At 58.6% G+C, this 17,171-nt stretch carries 14 protein-coding genes and 1 pseudogene; 5 read left to right on the top strand and 10 right to left on the bottom strand.

What is annotated here, in order from left to right:
- Positions 1-1,512: pseudogene (locus QN399_RS24780) on the top strand (IS66 family transposase); the annotation flags it as partial.
- 796 nt (positions 1,513-2,308) lie between these two features.
- The gene (locus QN399_RS24775; protein ID WP_322182341.1) at positions 2,309-2,797 is read left to right on the top strand and encodes a hypothetical protein; all 489 of its coding nucleotides are present in this window, start codon (positions 2,309-2,311) and stop codon (positions 2,795-2,797) included.
- A gap of 253 nt (positions 2,798-3,050) precedes the next feature.
- Here QN399_RS24775 and QN399_RS24770 read toward each other — a convergent pair whose 3' ends face one another.
- From QN399_RS24770 to QN399_RS24740, 7 genes are read right to left on the bottom strand one after another with little or no spacing between them, the layout of a single operon-like run.
- Positions 3,051-4,094 (bottom strand): ABC transporter substrate-binding protein, encoded by a 1,044-nt coding sequence (locus QN399_RS24770; RefSeq protein ID WP_322182339.1) that lies wholly within the window; start codon positions 4,092-4,094, stop codon positions 3,051-3,053.
- Entirely contained in the window at positions 4,091-5,275 is a 1,185-nt protein-coding gene (locus tag QN399_RS24765) for an FAD-dependent oxidoreductase (RefSeq protein WP_322218242.1), read from the bottom strand. The genes QN399_RS24770 and QN399_RS24765 overlap by 4 nt, the downstream gene beginning before the upstream one ends.
- A complete protein-coding gene (locus tag QN399_RS24760) occupies positions 5,272-6,633 on the bottom strand; it encodes an FAD/NAD(P)-binding oxidoreductase (RefSeq protein ID WP_322182335.1) in 1,362 nt (453 codons plus the stop codon). The genes QN399_RS24765 and QN399_RS24760 overlap by 4 nt, the downstream gene beginning before the upstream one ends.
- Positions 6,630-6,920: a (2Fe-2S)-binding protein gene (locus QN399_RS24755; RefSeq protein ID WP_322182331.1), complete on the bottom strand. Its 291-nt coding sequence runs from the start codon at positions 6,918-6,920 to the stop codon at positions 6,630-6,632. The genes QN399_RS24760 and QN399_RS24755 overlap by 4 nt, the downstream gene beginning before the upstream one ends.
- Positions 6,921-6,934: 14 nt before the next feature.
- Positions 6,935-7,729, bottom strand: a complete 795-nt coding sequence (locus QN399_RS24750) for an ABC transporter permease (RefSeq protein ID WP_330201825.1) — start codon at positions 7,727-7,729, stop codon at positions 6,935-6,937.
- Positions 7,730-7,732: 3 nt separating this feature from the next.
- Positions 7,733-8,605, bottom strand: a complete 873-nt coding sequence (locus tag QN399_RS24745; protein WP_330201824.1) for an ABC transporter permease — start codon at positions 8,603-8,605, stop codon at positions 7,733-7,735.
- Positions 8,602-9,630, bottom strand: coding sequence for an ABC transporter ATP-binding protein (locus QN399_RS24740; RefSeq protein WP_330201823.1), 1,029 nt, complete (start codon positions 9,628-9,630; stop codon positions 8,602-8,604). Before QN399_RS24740 ends, QN399_RS24745 begins: the two co-directional genes overlap by 4 nt.
- 242 nt (positions 9,631-9,872) lie before the next feature.
- Between QN399_RS24740 and QN399_RS24735 the strand changes: the two genes are divergently transcribed.
- Both QN399_RS24735 and QN399_RS24730 read left to right on the top strand, forming a co-directional pair.
- Entirely contained in the window at positions 9,873-10,703 is an 831-nt protein-coding gene (locus QN399_RS24735; protein WP_330201822.1) for an IclR family transcriptional regulator, read from the top strand.
- A gap of 151 nt (positions 10,704-10,854) precedes the next feature.
- Positions 10,855-12,105, top strand: coding sequence for an aspartate aminotransferase family protein (locus QN399_RS24730; RefSeq protein ID WP_322218231.1), 1,251 nt, complete (start codon positions 10,855-10,857; stop codon positions 12,103-12,105).
- A gap of 20 nt (positions 12,106-12,125) precedes the next feature.
- Here QN399_RS24730 and mobA read toward each other — a convergent pair whose 3' ends face one another.
- From mobA to moaA, 3 genes are read right to left on the bottom strand one after another with little or no spacing between them, the layout of a single operon-like run.
- A complete protein-coding gene (gene mobA, locus QN399_RS24725; RefSeq protein WP_322182318.1) occupies positions 12,126-12,719 on the bottom strand; it encodes a molybdenum cofactor guanylyltransferase MobA in 594 nt (197 codons plus the stop codon).
- A 58-nt stretch (positions 12,720-12,777) separates the two neighbouring features.
- Positions 12,778-13,677 carry a bestrophin family protein gene (locus QN399_RS24720; protein ID WP_322182316.1) on the bottom strand — a complete coding sequence of 300 codons (900 nt, stop codon included), beginning with the start codon at positions 13,675-13,677 and terminating at the stop codon, positions 12,778-12,780.
- A 50-nt stretch (positions 13,678-13,727) separates the two neighbouring features.
- Entirely contained in the window at positions 13,728-14,726 is a 999-nt protein-coding gene (moaA, locus tag QN399_RS24715) for a GTP 3',8-cyclase MoaA (protein ID WP_322182313.1), read from the bottom strand.
- A gap of 247 nt (positions 14,727-14,973) precedes the next feature.
- Here moaA and QN399_RS24710 point away from each other — a divergent pair, with 247 nt between their 5' ends.
- The gene (locus QN399_RS24710) at positions 14,974-17,169 is read left to right on the top strand and encodes a mechanosensitive ion channel domain-containing protein (protein ID WP_330201821.1); all 2,196 of its coding nucleotides are present in this window, start codon (positions 14,974-14,976) and stop codon (positions 17,167-17,169) included.
- Positions 17,170-17,171 lie beyond the last annotated feature (2 nt).

The following is a 17,171-nucleotide window of genomic DNA, read 5'->3' as shown; positions in this document are numbered from 1 at the left end:
CTTCCTGATGATCCGGTTCTGCTCAAGCAAATGCTTGTGCAAATGCTCGGTGAGCGTCAAGTAGACAAGGGCCAGATTGTCGATCTGAAAGAACAGATCAAGTTGTTGCGCGACCGATTGTTCGGTCGAAAGTCCGAGTAAACAGTCGATCCGCAGGCGCCGCAACTCGCGCTCTTCAATGAGCCCGAAAGCATCGTGGTTCCGGTCAGCGAAGAGTCTGACGAAGAAGTCGTTGCCCCAACCAAACGCCGTGGCAAACGTAAACCACTGCCTGCCGACCTGCCGCGCATTGAAATCATCCACGAACTGCCCGAACACGAACTGACCTGTGTCTGCGGTTGCCGCAAACACACCATCGGTGAAGAAACCAGCGAACAGCTGGAGATCGTGCCGATGCAGATCCGCGTTATCAAACACATCCGCAAAATTTACGGGTGTCGTGGCTGTGAAACCACCCCGGTCACTGCCGACAAACCGGCGCAGTTGATTGAAAAGAGCATGGCCAGCCCCAGTGTCCTTGCGATGCTGCTGACCACCAAGTATGTCGACGGTCTTCCGTTACATCGCTTCGAGACGGTGCTGAGTCGGCACGGCGTGGATATCCCGCGACAGACATTGGCGCGCTGGGTTATTCAATGCGGCGAACACTTGCAGCCTTTGCTCAATTTGATGCGGGTTCGGTTGCTGGAAAGTCCCGTCATCCACTGCGATGAAACGCGGGTGCAAGTGCTGAAAGAGCCAGGTCGAGACCCGACCAGCCAATCCTGGATGTGGGTGCAGGCGAGTGGTCCGCCGGATCGAAAAGTGGTGCTGTTTGACTACACGACCAGCCGTGCGCAGGAGGTGCCTTTACGCCTGCTCGAAGGTTATCGCGGCTACGTGATGACGGACGATTACGCAGGCTATAACGCCTTGGCCGCGCAACCGGGCGTTACGCGGCTGGCTTGTCTGGCGCACGCTCGACGCAAGTTCGTCGAAGCGCAAAAAGTGCAACCCAAAGGCAAAACTGGCCGTGCCGATATAGCGCTGACGATGATCAACAAGCTGTACGGCATCGAGCGTGAGCTGAAAGACGTGAGCGATGAGCACCGCTTGGCAGGTCGGCAGGAAAAGAGTTTGCCGGTCCTGGCGCAACTGAAAAGCTGGCTGGAGAAAACACATCCCCAGATTACGCCGCAGAGCGTGCTGGGCCGAGCCGTCAGTTATCTGGCCAGCAACTGGAGCCGGCTGGAACGTTACGTGGAGGCTGGTTTTTTACCGATAGACAACAACAGGGCTGAGCGCGCAATAAAACCGTTTGTAATAGGCCGCAAAGCATGGCTTTTCAGCGACACACCCAAGGGCGCCAACGCGAGTGCCCAGATCTACAGCTTGGTCGAGACCGCCAAGGTCAACGGCCAAGAGCCCTATACGTGGCTGCGCCACGTACTGGAACGACTGCCGCATGCGCAGTCGGTGGCCGACTACGAAGCGCTATTGCCATGGAACTGCTCGCCAGAGATGCCAAGGTAAACGTAAAGCCCATCTAACGGTATGTGGGGTTTATGGGTCGCTTACGTACTGTCGACGTGAACATACGGGAGTTGCATCGCCAATTTCTAGGTCGATGGCCTAATCCCACTTGCCTGGGTGATCATAGGAGTAGAGCCTTAACCTCTTCATCGGTGACCTACGACTAGTATGACGCCCATAGTAAAGGGCATCTGCTACTTTTCACGCAAAGGTAAACTATCTATTCATAGGTTCGCCAAAGCTGAGAGGTGGGCTTCCAGTTTTAAGATTTATGAAGTCCGTTACGGACGGTGCAACCATTCATCTGGATGTAATTGCCGAAGATCTTCGTCACGCTGACGCTAACTTTACATTTTTCTGATTTTAGCGAAGCTTGTAACCTGTAATCTATTGATAGTTAATGGTTTTTTGTTGTTTTTTCTTTGTTGTTAACAATCTTATATCTACTACCATTTTAGGATATAGCTCCTCAGCTGTAAAAAAGGCCCGTAGCGTCCAACGCTACGGGCCTTTTGGTTTGTGCGTAGCCCATGTCTGCGATTCATTGACCTCCATCTACCGGTGGGAGCCGCCCTACTCGAATAGGTTTCGGTTTGGTTTTCTGGATGACTGAGTTATACGGTTACTTAAAGTACTGCGCCACTTACTGCGCAAGTTGTTAATTGCTAATTATGTCAACATGGATTGATGGATTGGTTCATGTGGGAATACTCCTGGAAATTATTTTTAATAATTAGATGTGTCGCTATAAACCAGCCATTTGCTATGATTTTCTTTTTTTAGGCGGCGGTTGGAAATGGAGTGGGCAAGAGGTGGCCTAATTAAGGTTCGTGTTTCTGAGTTTCCAGGATATTTTGAAGTAAAGGGTTTTGAACGGAACTACCTTGACTATTTTGATCGTGCCTGTTGTCCGTGGCGTTTTTTGTACGCTATCGGCTTTGTAATTATTGCTTTTGGTTTGACAGGCTTCTTTGTAAGCCCTACCGCTATCATTTTTGATTCAAAGCTCAGCACAATGATTTCGCATCTGATCAGCCTCAATCGTGGGTCCATGATTGAGGCTGGCATTCTATGTATGGTGTGTGCCGCCCTGCTGGACGAATGGGCCAACCAGAGTCTGCTTTCACCAAAATTATACTTCGACAAACATTATCGGCTTGAGATGTCTGACACATCAGTTGCCGTGTTGACGACAAAAATACTTTATCAGAAGGGTGACAGATTCTACGTATGTTCAGAACGGGAACTCAAGGCGGCTATACGTGCCGTACAAGGAGCGGGTTGAATACGAGGCGCAGTGATGAGTAATGGTTTTTCTCCGGCTGAGTGTTCTATGAGTATGTTGAGTTATTAGGTGAGGATGATCCCGCTGTCATCGGAAGTGAGGTTATATAGAACTTAGTGACGTGTAGGCGCGCGCTTGCTCGTGATAAATCGGCTCTGCCCGGTGCGATAGTGAATCCACTACTTTTCCGACTCTGTTAGCCGATCGCGGCGGGACGCATAGTTGCAAGCGCGCTCTTACATGGTGTTGCTCTCTACCGCTCGATCGTCCGGCTCCAGCGCGCATTCCATTCCGGGCGTTGCTGATTAACCTGATCCCAATCAATCGAGATGGCCGTCTCCAGGTATGCGTTCATCGCTGCGACCTGGCTGCGGGTTTTATCGGTGGTTGGGGTTTTTGGGTTGGAGGGGATTTGGTCGCCTTCTTCCAGTGCCGGGGCCTGCGCTTCCGGGCTCAGGAGGTAGGCGGCGAGTTTTTGCGCGAGCTCGGGCTGGTTGTTGTTGGCGATGGTGCATTCGGCGACGTTGAGTACCACCGCACCTTCTTTGGGTTGTGCGTATTCAACCGGCACGCCGAGCAGTTTCAGGGTGGAGACCTGGGTCGGTGTCAGGGGGAAGAGGGCGGCTTCGTCGGTTTGCACCATTTCGGAAATCTTCGCTGAGCTGGCGATGTATTCCAGTACGTTGGGGCCGACGGTTTTCGGCCAGGCCTTGAAGCCCGGTTCGACGTTGGTTTCGCTGCCGCCCTGGATACGGTTGAACATCAAGAAGCCGTGCAGGCCATAGGTCGACGAAGCCAGGGACTGGAAGACTACTTTGTCCTTGTAACGACTGTCGGCCATGTCCATCCACGAGGTGGGAGCGCTCCAGCCTTTCTCCTTGAACATTCGTGTGTTGTAGGCGAGGCCGGTGACGCCCAGGGTTACTGCTGCGGCTTCTTCCTTGATCCGAGCCTTGGCCGGAATGTCTGCCAGCGCCGCGCTTGGCTGCAGCTTGCCGCACAGGCCCATGGAGATGGCGCGGTACATGATGCCGTCGTCGAGGAACATGACGTGTAGTTGCGGGTTGTCCTTGCTGGCCTGGACCTTGGCCAGAATGTCAGAAGAGGTGCCGGGTACGATCACCACCTTGACGTTATTGGCCTTCTCAAAAGCCGGCAAAACCTTGTCGGCATAGACGCGTTCCATGGTGCCGCCGTTCATGCCCAGATACAGCGTCGGTTCGGCATGCGCCGGTGCCGTGAGCAGCAGGCTGGCCAAGGGTAGACAAGACAGGGCGATACGTTTGACGTTCTTCATTGAAGTGACCTTCCTCTAGGCAATTGAATGACGGTCCCCGCGTGCAGCGACCGGTTTGGCGTAAACGCGGCGGGTTGAAAGCGGCTGATGGAAAACGCTGTGATGGGTTGTGTTGTGCCGCCGGTACAGACCAACTCGGCCAAGGCTTCACCCACTGCCGGGCCGATTTGGAAACCGGCACCGGCAAAGCCGAAGCCATGCAGCAAGCCGGGTTGAGTGGTGCTGGCGCCGATCACCGGTTCGCGATCGGGCAGATAACCTTCGGTGCCACTCCAGGTACGAATCGCCTGAGCGCCTGTCAAAAAGGGGTACAGCTCGGCGGCGTTGCGCAGGATATCCAGCACGGCGGCCTGTCCAGGGCGAGCCGACTCCGGGCCTAACGCGAACCCCTGGCCGCCGCCCAGTACGCAATTCCCGCGTGCGACCTGGCGCGCATAAATCCCGCCGCCTTCCACGCCGGTACTCACATCCATGACCATGGGCAATGGCTCGGTGACGAGCATCGCCGGATGCCCTGACTGCATCGACACCGGTTCGCCGAACTTGGCGGCGAGGGTGCCAGCCCACGCACCCGCACAGTTGAGCAGCCATGGTGCGCGGACCGTTAAACCCTTGGCGCTACGCACCTGAAACATCTGCCCATCGTGCGCGACGTCGATGACGTTGGCCTGCTCGAACACTTGCGCGCCCAAGCGTTGCGCGGCGCGGGCAAAGGCCGGAGAGACGAGTCGTGGGTTGGCGTGGCCGTCATCGGGGCACAGCGAGGCACCGACTGCCACATCGCCGACCCAGGGGAAGCGTGCTCGCAACTCGGCACGGTCGAGCAGTTGCAGGCCGAGGCCAAAGCCTTGGCTGTCCTCGGCGTAGGCCTGCAGCGCGGCCATGTCTTCATGGCTGCGGGCGAGCTTGAGATGCCCTGAGCGCACGTACTCCCCGTCGATGCCGATCAGTTCATGCAAGCGGCCCCAGATCTGGTGGGCGCGTTGGGACAATGGCAATTGGCTCAGCGGTCGACCCTGACGGCGCACACCGCCGTAGTTCACACCACTGGAATGTGAGCCACAAAAGTCACGCTCCAGCAGTGCCACGCGCTTGCCCATGCGGACGAGCATCAAGGCTGCCGACGCACCGACAATGCCGCCGCCGAGAATCACCACATCGGTTTCGATCACTGCGCTCATGGCTCGATCTCCACGCCGAACGGTAACGGCTTGATCGGTGCCTGACCGCGCAGCCGACCGATACTGTCCAGCGCCCGGCCGCTGCGTTGGGCGACGATTTCTGCCGCTGCCGCGCCGCACATTCGGCCCTGACACCGGCCCATACCAACCCTGCAATGGGCCTTGACCCGGTTGAGTTCCCAATGACCCTCATCGACCACTGTCCGCACGTCGCCGACCGAGACCTCTTCGCAGCGACACAGGATCAATTCATCGGGCGCTTCAGCGGCCCAATGTGTTGGGAAGGGGAACGCTGTTTCCAGACCATGCCGAAAGCGTTCGATGGCCGCGAGTTTGTGTTCCAGATGTGTACCGCGCGCGCTGTCGACGTTGTGTCCGCTGTCTTCGAGCAGCGCCAGGGCGGCACGCTCTCCGGCCATTTCTGCGGCGTCAGCGCCCATGATGCCGGCACCGTCGCCCGCCAGGTATACCCCTTCAACACTGCTGCGCCCGGCACTGTCGCGACGTGGCAACCAGGCACGGTTCAATGCGCTCCAGAGGAATTCGCAGGCCAGTAGATCGGCCAGTTGCGTCTCGCTGCGCAACGCGTGGGCGAACGCGATGGCATCACACTCCAGGCGTTGTTGGCGCTTACCTTTGTGCCAGAGCGCAGCACTGACCCGTTGTTCGCCGTCAATGCGTTCAAGTGTTGCGCCCTGATGCACCGGGATACCGTGAGCGGTCAACCAACTGCGGTAATACAGGCCCTTGGCCAAGGTGCCGGGCTGACCGATCAAAGCAGGCAATGCTTGGCATTGGGCGCTGAAGGGGGCGCTGTCGAGCACTGCCACGACCTTGGCGCCAGCCTTGGCGTATTGATACGCGACCAGATACAGCAGGGGGCCGCTGCCACAAAAGGCCACTCGCTCACCGATGGCGCAGCCCTGATATTTCAAGGCGATCTGTGCGGCGCCCAGGGTGTATACCCCCGGCAAGGTCCAGCCCGGCACCGGTAGAACGCGGTCGGTGGCGCCAGTGGCGACGATGATTCGTGAGTACTCCAATCCGCTGGCGTGTCCATTGTGCAGGGTATCCAGGCGGCCGTTTTCGGCATTCCACACCAGTGTTTCAGGGCGGTAGTCGATCTGCGCTGCCAGCTCATCCATGGTGCGATGGACCGCGTCGGCTTTCGAGGCCTCGAAGCCGTACACTTGCTGTGCCGAACGCTGAAAATTCGCGGGTTGGCGCCGATAAATCTGCCCGCCACCGCGCGGGGCTTCGTCCACCAGGCAAGGCTTGACCCCATGGGCCAGCAGGGTTTGCGCGGCCCGAATCCCTGCCGGGCCGGCACCGACAATGACCACCTTATGTTCGCTCATGGCCTGCGCCCTGGTTCACGGCTGACGTCTTGGCCTGCTTCGAGCAAGGTTGAGCAGGCGCGCACGCGGCGGCCGTCGCCCAGGCGTACCCAGCAATCCTGGCACGCACCCATCATGCAGAAGCCCGCGCGCGGTTCGGCACTGAAGTCGCTGCCGCGCACGTGCTCGGCACAGGTCAATACGGCGGTCAACAGGGTGTCTCCCTGCAAGCCATTGGCCGGCTGACCGTCGAGGGTAAAAGCCAGGCGTGGACGATCAAGTTCGGCCAGTCGTTTGAACAACGCCATCTCAGTGCCCCCCCTCAATGTTTACCGACCAGAACCCGGTCCAGGCCATAGACCCTGTCGAGCAGAATCATGGTGCCTGCGGTCAGGGCGATGACCAGCGCCGAGACAGCTGCCATCATTGGGTCGATGGATTCGGTGGCGTACACATACATGCGCACCGGCAGCGTTTGGGTCGCGGGTGAGCTGACGAAGATCGACAGGGTGACCTCGTCGAAACTGTTGATGAACGCCAGCAGCCAGCCACCAGCTACCCCCGGCAGAATCATCGGCAAGGTGATCTGACGAAACAGGGTAAAACGGCTGGCGCCAAGGGATTCGGCGGCCTGCTCGGCGCTGCGATCAATCCCGATGGCTGCGGCGATCACCAGGCGCAACACGTACGGGGTGATGATCACTACGTGGGCCAGCATCAGCCAGAAGAAGCTGCCGTTGACGCCCATCAGCGCGAACAGGCGCAACATCGCCACGCCCAGTACCAGGTGCGGAATGATGATCGGCGACAGGAACAGGCCGTTGAAAAAGTCACGGCCGGGAAATGTGTGGCGGGTAATCGCCAGCGCGGCAGGCACTGCAATCAAGGTCGCGAGGGTTGCGGCGACGAAGGCCAGGATCAAGCTGTTGTAGAACGCGTGGATAAAGTCTGCGCGTTCGAATACCGCCCTGAACCAGCGCAGAGAGAAACCGGAAGTCGGCAAGCTCAAGGTGTTCTCCGGGGTGAAGGCCACCAGGCACACCACCACCAATGGCGCCATCATGAACAGCACCACCAGCGTATGAAATCCCAGCGACAGAGGACCGTTTTTAGACATGCCTTATTCCCCCAACGTTTTTTTATAGCGACCTTCGACCATGCGGTTCCAGCTCAGCATGATCAGCAGGTTGGCTAACAGCAGCACCACGGCGAGGGTCGCGCCCATGGGCCAGTTCAGCTCCGAGAGGTATTGGTCATAGACCACCGTGGCGACCATTTTCAGACGTCGCCCGCCGAGCAGGCCGGGGATGGCGAATGAGCTGGCTGACAGGCCGAACACGATCAGGGTCCCCGAAAGCACGCCGGGCATCACCTGGGGCAACACCACCAAACGCATGACCTTGGCCTGACTGGCACCGAGGGACAGCGCGGCCTGTTCGGCGGCCGGGTCGAGTTTTTGCAGCGAGGTCCAGATCGGAATGATCATGAACGGCAGCATCACATGCACCAGGGCGATGACCACCGCGAACGGCGTATAGAGCAGTTTTACCGGGCGCCCGCCGAGCGCTTGAATCGCCTGGTTGATCAAGCCGTCGGCACCGAGCAACAGGCTCCAGCCAAAAGCCCGTACCACCACTGAAATCAGAAGCGGGGTCAGGATCAGGATCAGAAAAATCGAGCGCCACGGTGTGCCCATGCGACTGAGAATGTAGGCCTCGGGCACGCCGATCAGCACACACAGCAGGGTCACCAGCGCGCTGATCCAGAACGTGCGAAAGAAAATCTCGTAGAAGTACGAATCGCTGAACAGATCGATGTAGTGGGAGAGCGTGTAGGCGTCGTTCTTCACGCCGAGCTGGTAATCAAAGACGTTGAATGACAGTGCGAGTGTCAGGCACAGCGGCAGGATCAACAGGCACACGAACAACGCCATCGCTGGCGTCGACAATAAGTAGCCGCGTCCGCCCCGACGCATCGCCGCAAGGGCGCTCATGCATGCACCTCGTCGGCAGCCAGTACGCGCAACAGTTCGGCCTGCCAGTCGAGCCCGACTGCGGTGCCTTCGACCAGCGGCGCGCTGCCGTCGTTGCGGCGCACCACGGTCAATTCGCCCAAGTCGGTTGCAATGCGATACAGCCATTGGCTGCCCAGAAAGTAGCGGACCAGGATGCGCCCCTGCAGACGGCCGCTGCCGGTGTCCAGCATGTCGATTTTTTCCGGGCGTAGGCTCAGGGTCAGCTCGCCGTCGCCGCTGCTATGGCGTACTTGCGGGCAACCGGCGTCATCGAAGTCGCCTGCGAGCATGTTGGCCTTGCCGACAAAGCCGGAAATGAAACGCGTGCGTGGGTGTTCGTAGAGCTTGTACGGCTCGTCGATCTGGGTCACGCGCCCCGCCTGCATCACCACCACGCGATCACTGATCGACAGCGCTTCGGCTTGATCATGGGTCACCATCAAGGTGGTGATCCCGACTTCGCACTGGATGCGGCGGATTTCGAACTGCATTTCTTCGCGCAGATTGGCGTCGAGGTTGGACAGCGGTTCATCGAGCAACAACACCGGCGGCTCAATCACCAGGGCGCGAGCCAGGGCCACGCGCTGGCGCTGACCACCGGACAGCTCGCGGGGATAGCGGTCGGTATGCGGTGCCAGGCGCACAAGATCCAGCACCGTGGCCACTCGCCGGGCGATATCGGCTGCCGGGACCTTGCGCATGCGCAGGCCGAATGCAACGTTGTCGCGCACGGTCATGTGCGGGAACAGTGCATAGCTCTGGAACACGACCCCCAGGCCACGGCTGCTCGGTTTGGCGTCGGTGATGTCGCGGCCGTCCAGGATGATGCGTCCGGCGGTGGCGTCGACGAAACCCGCGATCATTTGCAGGGTGGTGGTCTTGCCGCAACCGGAAGGGCCGAGCAGAGAAACGAACTCGCCTTTTTCCACCGCCAGATGTGTGGCGACGACGGCGTCGATTGCACCGTAGCGTTTGCTGAGACCTTCGAGCTGGAGAAAAGCCATGCCTGCGTTCCACCTGTATTTATAGGGCGCGTCGAAACACGCTTTTTTGTAATGGGCAGATGCGAAGGGGTGCTGCGGGTGCGCTGGCGCTCGATCTGAGTCGGCTGCCAAATATTGTTCGATTCGCCCCTGTGGACTCAGATTAGGACGAAGCCTAGGATGGACGAAAGCGCGAATTTCACTGAAAGGAGTATTTTTTCACTTTCATTCAGTCAGCAAATTTCCATGAAGGATTTTGATAAATGAATTCCACTGATCGGAATAAAGAGGTGAAAGAAGTGGGCGTCGGTGGCGTCTCAAGGCTCTTCGCCGTGCTGCGAATGCTCGGCACGGCCCCCGACGGTGGTGAGAGGGTGACCCAATTGGCGCAGCAGGTCGGCTTGTCGCAACCGACCACGCATCGTCTGCTGCGCAGCCTTATGGAAGAAGGCATGGTCGAGCAGGATGGGCGCAGCAAGCGCTACCGCCTGAGCTTGGAGTTCTTTGCCTTGGCCGCCCGCGCGGGGAATACCGGCAACCTGCGTGATCTGGTCAGGCCCTCCATGCTCCGGCTCAGTGCTTCGTTGGGCGATTCGCTATTTTTGCTGGCGCGCAGTGGCTTCGATGCGATCTGTCTGGATCGCAGCGAAGGGCCGTATCCGATTCGCACGTTTACCGGTGACATTGGCGGGCGCGTGGCCTTGGGAGTGGGTCAGGGCAGCCTGGCGATTCTGGCGTATCTGCCTGAAGAAGAGCGCGAGACTGTGATCCGCTACAACCTGCCCAGGCTCAAGGACTTCCACCTGTATGACGAGGTGTTCCTGCGTTCGGAGGTGGAGAGTGTTCGTCGCCTGGGTTATGCGGCTCGCAACACCGGGGCGTTGCCCGGCATGGCCGGTCTGGCCGTGCCCATTCTGAACCGCGATGGGCATGCCGTGGCCGCGCTCAGCGTGGCGACACTCAGCGAGCGGTTGGGGCCGGACCGGTTGCCAACGGTCGTGGAGTTGCTCAAGCGCGAGGCAGCAGCCATCGGGCCGAAGATCAACCCGTTCGACCCGACCCTGCGCAGTCCTTCGCAAGTATTCGGTGGCTGACCCGTTCGCGGATCCTCGTGAAGGCCGCAGGTCTTGGGTCGCCACGGCACATCCCGAAAATCAGGAATAACCCCGCGATTTTATTTCGCTTGTGACGCGTAAGCATTCCTCGCTTATATGGCCGAGGAATTTTCTACGGGGCATTTTCTGTATGAGCAGCGCATCAATCAGCGGTTCGATATCCAGGGTCCACCCCATCACCCTGGATCACGGCAAGAACGCCGAGGTGTGGGATGACGACGGCAAGCGCTACATCGACTTTGTCGGTGGCATTGGTGTGTTGAACCTGGGGCATTGCAACGCGCGTATCGTCGACGCCATCCGCGAGCAAGCGACCAAGCTGACGCATTACTGCTTCAACGCTGTACCCCACGCGCCTTACAAACAATTCATGGTACGGCTCGCGGCGTTCATTCCAGTCAGTTATCCGGTCGTCGGCATGCTGACCAACAGCGGTGCCGAGGCTGCAGAAAATGCGCTGAAGATTGTTCGTGCTTACACAGGACGCACGGCGGTTATCGCCTTCGATGGCGGATTTCATGGGCGAACGCTGGCGACCCTGAACCTCAACGGCAAAGTAGCACCTTACAAACAAAAGGTCGGCGTGCTGCCGGGGCCGGTGTATCACTTGCCTTACCCGAGCAAGGATAACGGGGTCACCGCCGCAGAAGCGTTGAGCGCCATGGATCGATTGTTCAGCGTCGAAATCGACGTTGAAGAGGTAGCCTGTTTCATTCTGGAGCCGGTCCAGGGCGAAGGCGGCTTCCTTGCGTTGGACGTCGAGTTTGCCAAAGCCTTGCGTGCGTTCTGCGATGAAAAAGGCATTCTGCTGATCATCGATGAGATCCAGTCAGGGTTTGGACGCACCGGCCAGCGCTTTGCATTCTCCCGGCTGGGCATCGAGCCAGACTTGCTTCTGTTGGGGAAAAGCATCGCTGGCGGTATGCCGCTCGGCGCGGTAGTTGGTAAAAAGGCTTTGATGGATGCATTGCCCAAAGGCGGGTTGGGCGGCACGTATTCGGGCAATCCAATGGCGTGTGCTGCGGGCCTGGCCACCCTGGACCAGATGACTGACGCCAATCTGTCCTCGTGGGGCGAAGCACAAGAACACGCGATCATGAGTCGTTATCAGGGTTGGCTTGACAGCAAATTGTCGCCCTTCCTTGGGCGTCTGACCGGGGTCGGCGCCATGCGCGGGATCGAGCTGATCACACCGGAAGGAAAGCCCGCAACAGCCCAGTTGGCCACGCTCCTTGAAACCGCCAGAAACAATGGACTGCTGCTGATGCCCAGCGGCAAGGCCCGGCATATCATCCGCCTGCTCCCGCCGCTGACCACCGAGCTTGATGTGCTCAATGAAGGGTTGGATATCTTGGAAAAGTGTTTGGCCGAGCTGGGTTGATGTTCGCTGCCCGCAGGCGGTCAGGTCAGCAAGTCCGGGGTGTTAAAGTTGGTCAGCCGCAGATCATCGGGCGCACAGTCAAGCGCCTGTAAATCATGTGCCAATAACACCCGCATCAAACTACGTTCCCCTTGGTCCCAGCGCTTGCGCAACTCAGGCAGCAAGGACGTGGGGATCACACTGAACATAGGTTGCCATTGCCCGGCCTGTCGCACCATCAACGGTGAAGACGTCAGGCCTGCACGGCTCAATAGCTGCTCGATCAGCGGGCGATCAATCCTCGGCGCATCACACGCCAGAACCAGCACCCAGGCATGGTGCGCCACCGAAAGCCCCGCCAGGACCCCGGCCAGCGGTCCTGGAAAGTCGTGCTGTTCATCGCCCACTAACTGATCCGCAAATGCCTGATAGCGATCCTGATTGCGGTTGCAGGAGATGATCAAGTCATCGGTCAGCGGCCTGACAACGTCGTGCACATAAGCGATCAAGGGCCGGTCGTTCCACAGGATAAGCCCTTTATCCTGCCCGCCCATGCGCTGCCCGCGTCCACCGGCCAGCAGCAGAATCGAGCAGGGCACACCTTGCTCTGCGTGGTCATTCGATGAAGCGTTCATGCGCAGCACTCAAAAAATTGATACGGCGACGATCCCATGGACAGTGCCAAGGCGCCAGTCAGCTCAGTACGTAATCCACAGGTTCGAGCACGGGCGGTAGATCGGTCTCACCCAGCGCGTCCAGCACTTCACGCTCAATGGTTCGCACAATAAAATCGGTAGGCAGGTTGTGTTCGTTGCGACCAAATGGGTCCTCCAGTTCATCGCCAATGGCGTCGAGCCCGAAGAAGGTGTAGCTGACGATCGCGGTGAAAACAGGTGTCATCCAGCCCAGAGGCTCGGCCATGGCGAAGGGCAGCAGGATGCAGAACAGATAAATCGTCCGGTGCAGGAGCAGTGTGTAGGGAAAGGGCAGCGGTGTGGTTTTGATCCGGTCACACGCGGTGAGGGTGCGTGTCAGGTTGCTCAGGCGGGTTTCCATCAGGGTGTAGCGCCATTCACTGATGTTGCCAGCCACGGCCAGATCAGAACATTGTTGGCCAACGTGACGCAGGATGCGTTCACTGATATTCGGGGTGCTGGGCGCTGGCGCGAAGTCCAGCCAGGGGCGGGCCTCAGCCAACTCGTCTTCCCCGCGCAGGTGGGCGTTCAGGGCATGGGAGAAGCCGCACAGATTACGCAGAATACTCCCGCGTTCGGCGAGGTCCTTAATGACCTGGGTTTCGCGGATCATTGAGCGCATGTCCATGATCATTTCCCCCCACAACTTGCGCCCCTCGTACCAGCGGTCGTAGCACATGGTGTTGCGGAAACTCATGAAAATCGACAGCGAGAGCCCGAGCAGCGTGAAGGGCGTGGCACTGACGCGGGAAAAATAGGCGGGGTGCAGCGTTTCGACCCATACGATGGCCGAGGCCAACAGGGTGACCAGCAAGCTGCGAACAACGATGTGCTTTGCGATGGACCCTTTAAGTGACGTCAGGATCTGCAGCAGGTTCGGTTTGGGTCTGACAATCATGGACTGAGGGTCCTGGAGCAATTGAAGCGATTGAGAACAGACAGGACCCGCTAGCCTCCGGTCATGTTCATGAAACGCACAACTTGAACTTCGTCATTGATGTCGAAGTTGTGGCGGTAGGGCTTGATCTGCATCGAGTCGATAATGGCCTTTTCCAGCTTCTCCGGCTGCCCCGGATGAGCGCGCAACACGGCCTTGAGGTCGACCGAGTGTTCGTTACCCAGGCACAGCAGCAAGCGGCCTTCCACGGTCAAGCGCACACGGTTGCAGGTCGCGCAGAAATTATGACTGTGTGGCGAGATGAAGCCCAGACGAATATCAGGTGCTTCAGCCAGGCGCCAATAACGCGAAGGGCCTTGGGTCGATTCCGTCGAGTCGATCAAGGTGTAGCGTTCGGCGATGAGTTCGCGGACCTGATCACTGGAAAAGAACGATTCTGCGCGGCTGTGCTCAAGGATGGTGCCCAGCGGCATTTCTTCGATGAAGCTGATATCGAGCTGACGGTCGATGGCAAAGCTGACCAGGTCGTTGATCTCGTGATCGTTGCGGCCTTTCATGACCACGCAGTTGAGCTTGGTGCGCCGAAAGCCCGCCGCGTTCGCTGCGTCGATTCCGGCAATGACCTTTGTCAGATCGCCGGTGCGGGTCAGCTCACGAAAGCGTTCGGGGTTCAAACTGTCGAGGCTGATATTCAGCCGGTTGACCCCGGCGTCGAACAGGGGGCCCGCCAGCGCGCTCAGTTGCGAGCCGTTGGTGGTCATGCACAGCTCGCGCAAGTCGGGCAGTGCGGCGATTTGCCGACACAAGTCGACCACCCCGCGTCGCACCAATGGCTCGCCGCCGGTCAGGCGAATCTTGCGCGTGCCCAGCGCAACGAAGCGCTCGGCCAGTTGGTATATCTCTTCGAGGGTGAGAATGCGTTGGCGCGGCAGGAACTCCATGTCTTCGGCCATGCAATAGACGCAGCGAAAATCGCAACGGTCGGTCACTGATATTCGCAGGTAATCGACCTTGCGAGAAAAGCTGTCCATCAAGATCCGGTCTGACAATTGCACCTCGTTGCTCTGGGCTCAAGAGCGCGATGTTGGATTGACCTTCGTCGTGCAGGGTCTGAGTATCCAGAGCCTAGAAGGCTGGCCATTTTTTATCCAATAGCTATTGGTGACTGCATGATCGACCGGCTCTATCGGCAGGTGGATTCACTTTGCGAGTAAAACGAACTTGCAGGGTAAATGTCGATCAGTGTCTAGAAGCTTCATACTCACTGGATAATCAAATGGAAGGGGGAGCCGCGCTTTGTTGAAGTTCAAGACTGTGACGCTGTTGTGCATCCTGTTTTGCGCGGGCACTTTCAACCTCCAGGCCGCTGATGCGCCTGCCGTAGCGCCGGCCTCGGCTGCCCCTGCCCCTGCCCCTGCCCCTGCGGCGACCGTGGCCCCTGCGGCGCCTGCCAGCATCGCGCCGGCTCCTGCAGCCCCGATACCTCCGGAAATTCTGGTGCAAGGCGGTTTGCTCGGCGCCATCAGTTCCAGTATTGATAACGTCCAAGGCCAACTTGATCTGAATAACGATCTGGTCGACTCCTGGCGTTTGCGGGCGGGCCGAGCCGCCGACGAGATAGACAATCTGGTCAATCAGCGTTCCTCACGTTCGAACGTCAGTATCGCCGGGGACTTCCTGATGTTGTCGGCGGTGTGGATAGGTGCGTTCGCGATTCTGTTTTCACTGGGCCGCTTTATAGCCTCGCGCCTCAATCGGCATCGGGTTCTTATTGAGCGCTACCGGGTCCAGGCGCTGTTGAACTACTTGGTGCCCTACACCCTTCCGGCGGTGATCAGCCTGCCGCTGACGTTGTATGTCAGTCACTTCATGTCGGCGTCGGTGGGGCGTGCGTTGGCGCTGTGTTTTGCCTATGCGACCAGCAGCGGGATTGTTTCGACCTCGGTGTTGTTGTGCGTGATCGTGATGTTCAATTCCGGGCACAAACGCGCTGCGGTACAGATCATTCGCCAATACAGCCCACGGCCTTTGTTTCTGATCGGTTTTCTCGCGGCCCTGAGCGACGCGTTGACCAGCCCGCAGATTTCCCGGCAGTTAGGCAGTAACGTCACCAGCAGCATTGCGGTATTTACCGGACTGTTCGCCTCGGTGGTGTTCTGCATGCTGGTGATCAAGCTGCGTCGGCCGGTGGCGCATCTGATTTGTAATCGATCCTTGAGTGGCCGCCTGCACCAACCGGCGCTGCAAGAATCGCTGAAGATTTTTTCCGGCCTCTGGTACTTGCCGATCCTGCTGATGATTCTGGTTTCGGCGATCCATCTGATCGGTGCTGGCGAAGACAGCCAGAAAGCCCTGCGCTGTGCCCTGCTGACCACTGTATTGCTGATTGCCACGGTATTTTTGAGCACGGTGTTCCAGCACCTGTTCAAACCGGCCGATGCCGCCGAGCGTGGTGGGCATGTCTACAAAGAGCGCTTGCTGAGTCTGTGTCATGCCGTGCTGCGGATTGCGCTCGCGGTCGCGTTCATTGAGGTGCTCGGGCGGATCTGGGGTTTTTCGCTGTTCGAGTTCGCCCAACGCAACACGGTCGGCCGGGTGATCAGTGACTCGCTCAGCAGCATTGGCCTGATTCTGTTGGTGACCTGGTTGTTGTGGGTAGTCCTCGACACGGCGATTCAGGAAGCCCTGAAACCACCGCTCAACAAACGCTCTGCGCACCAGCCCAGCACCCGGATAAAAACCATTCTGCCAATGCTGCGCAACGCGATAAAAATTATCCTGGTGGTGATTTGCTCGATCACCACGATGGCCAATCTAGGGATCAACGTCGCGCCGCTGTTGGCCGGTGCCGGGGTGGTTGGCCTGGCCATCGGTTTCGGTTCGCAGCAGTTGGTGCAGGACGTGATCACTGGGCTGTTCATCATCATTGAGGACACTATTTCCATCGGCGATTGGGTGGTGCTCGACTCAGGCCACTCCGGCACGGTGGAAAGCCTGACCATCCGCACCCTGCGCCTGCGCGACGGCAAAGGATTCGTGCACTCGGTGCCGTTCGGTCAGATCAAAGCCGTGACCAACCAATCGCGTCAGTTTGCGTATGCCTTTTTTGCCATCCAGTTCACCTACGATTCCGACATCGACTCTGCCACCGCGTTGATTCGCGAGGCAGGGGGTTCGATCAGCGACGACCTGTTACTCAAGGGCAATCTGCAAGGGCCGCTGGAAGTGTTTGGCCTGGATCGGATGGACCTCAATGGCGTTGTGCTGACCGCGCAATTTCGCACTGTGTCGGGCGGCCAATACAGCGTGAGTCGCGCCTTCAACGAACGGTTGAAAAAGCTTGTGGATAAAACCCCAGATGTGCGCTTCGCCCAGACGTTTCCACAGGTGGTGATGAGCCCGCATGCTGAAGCCAATGCGGATGAACCGCCTGTGCCGCCCAAACCGACAGTGACCAACGGTGATGGCTCGGAGAGTCCGGCGGTGACCTAGAC

Origin of the sequence: Pseudomonas sp. 10C3 (genome assembly GCF_036346185.1) — a bacterium.
In the GTDB taxonomy this organism is placed as follows: Bacteria; Pseudomonadota; Gammaproteobacteria; order Pseudomonadales; family Pseudomonadaceae; genus Aquipseudomonas.
The sequence above is the reverse complement of the archived record's forward strand: the minus strand, read 5'-3'. Positions and strand labels throughout refer to the sequence as shown.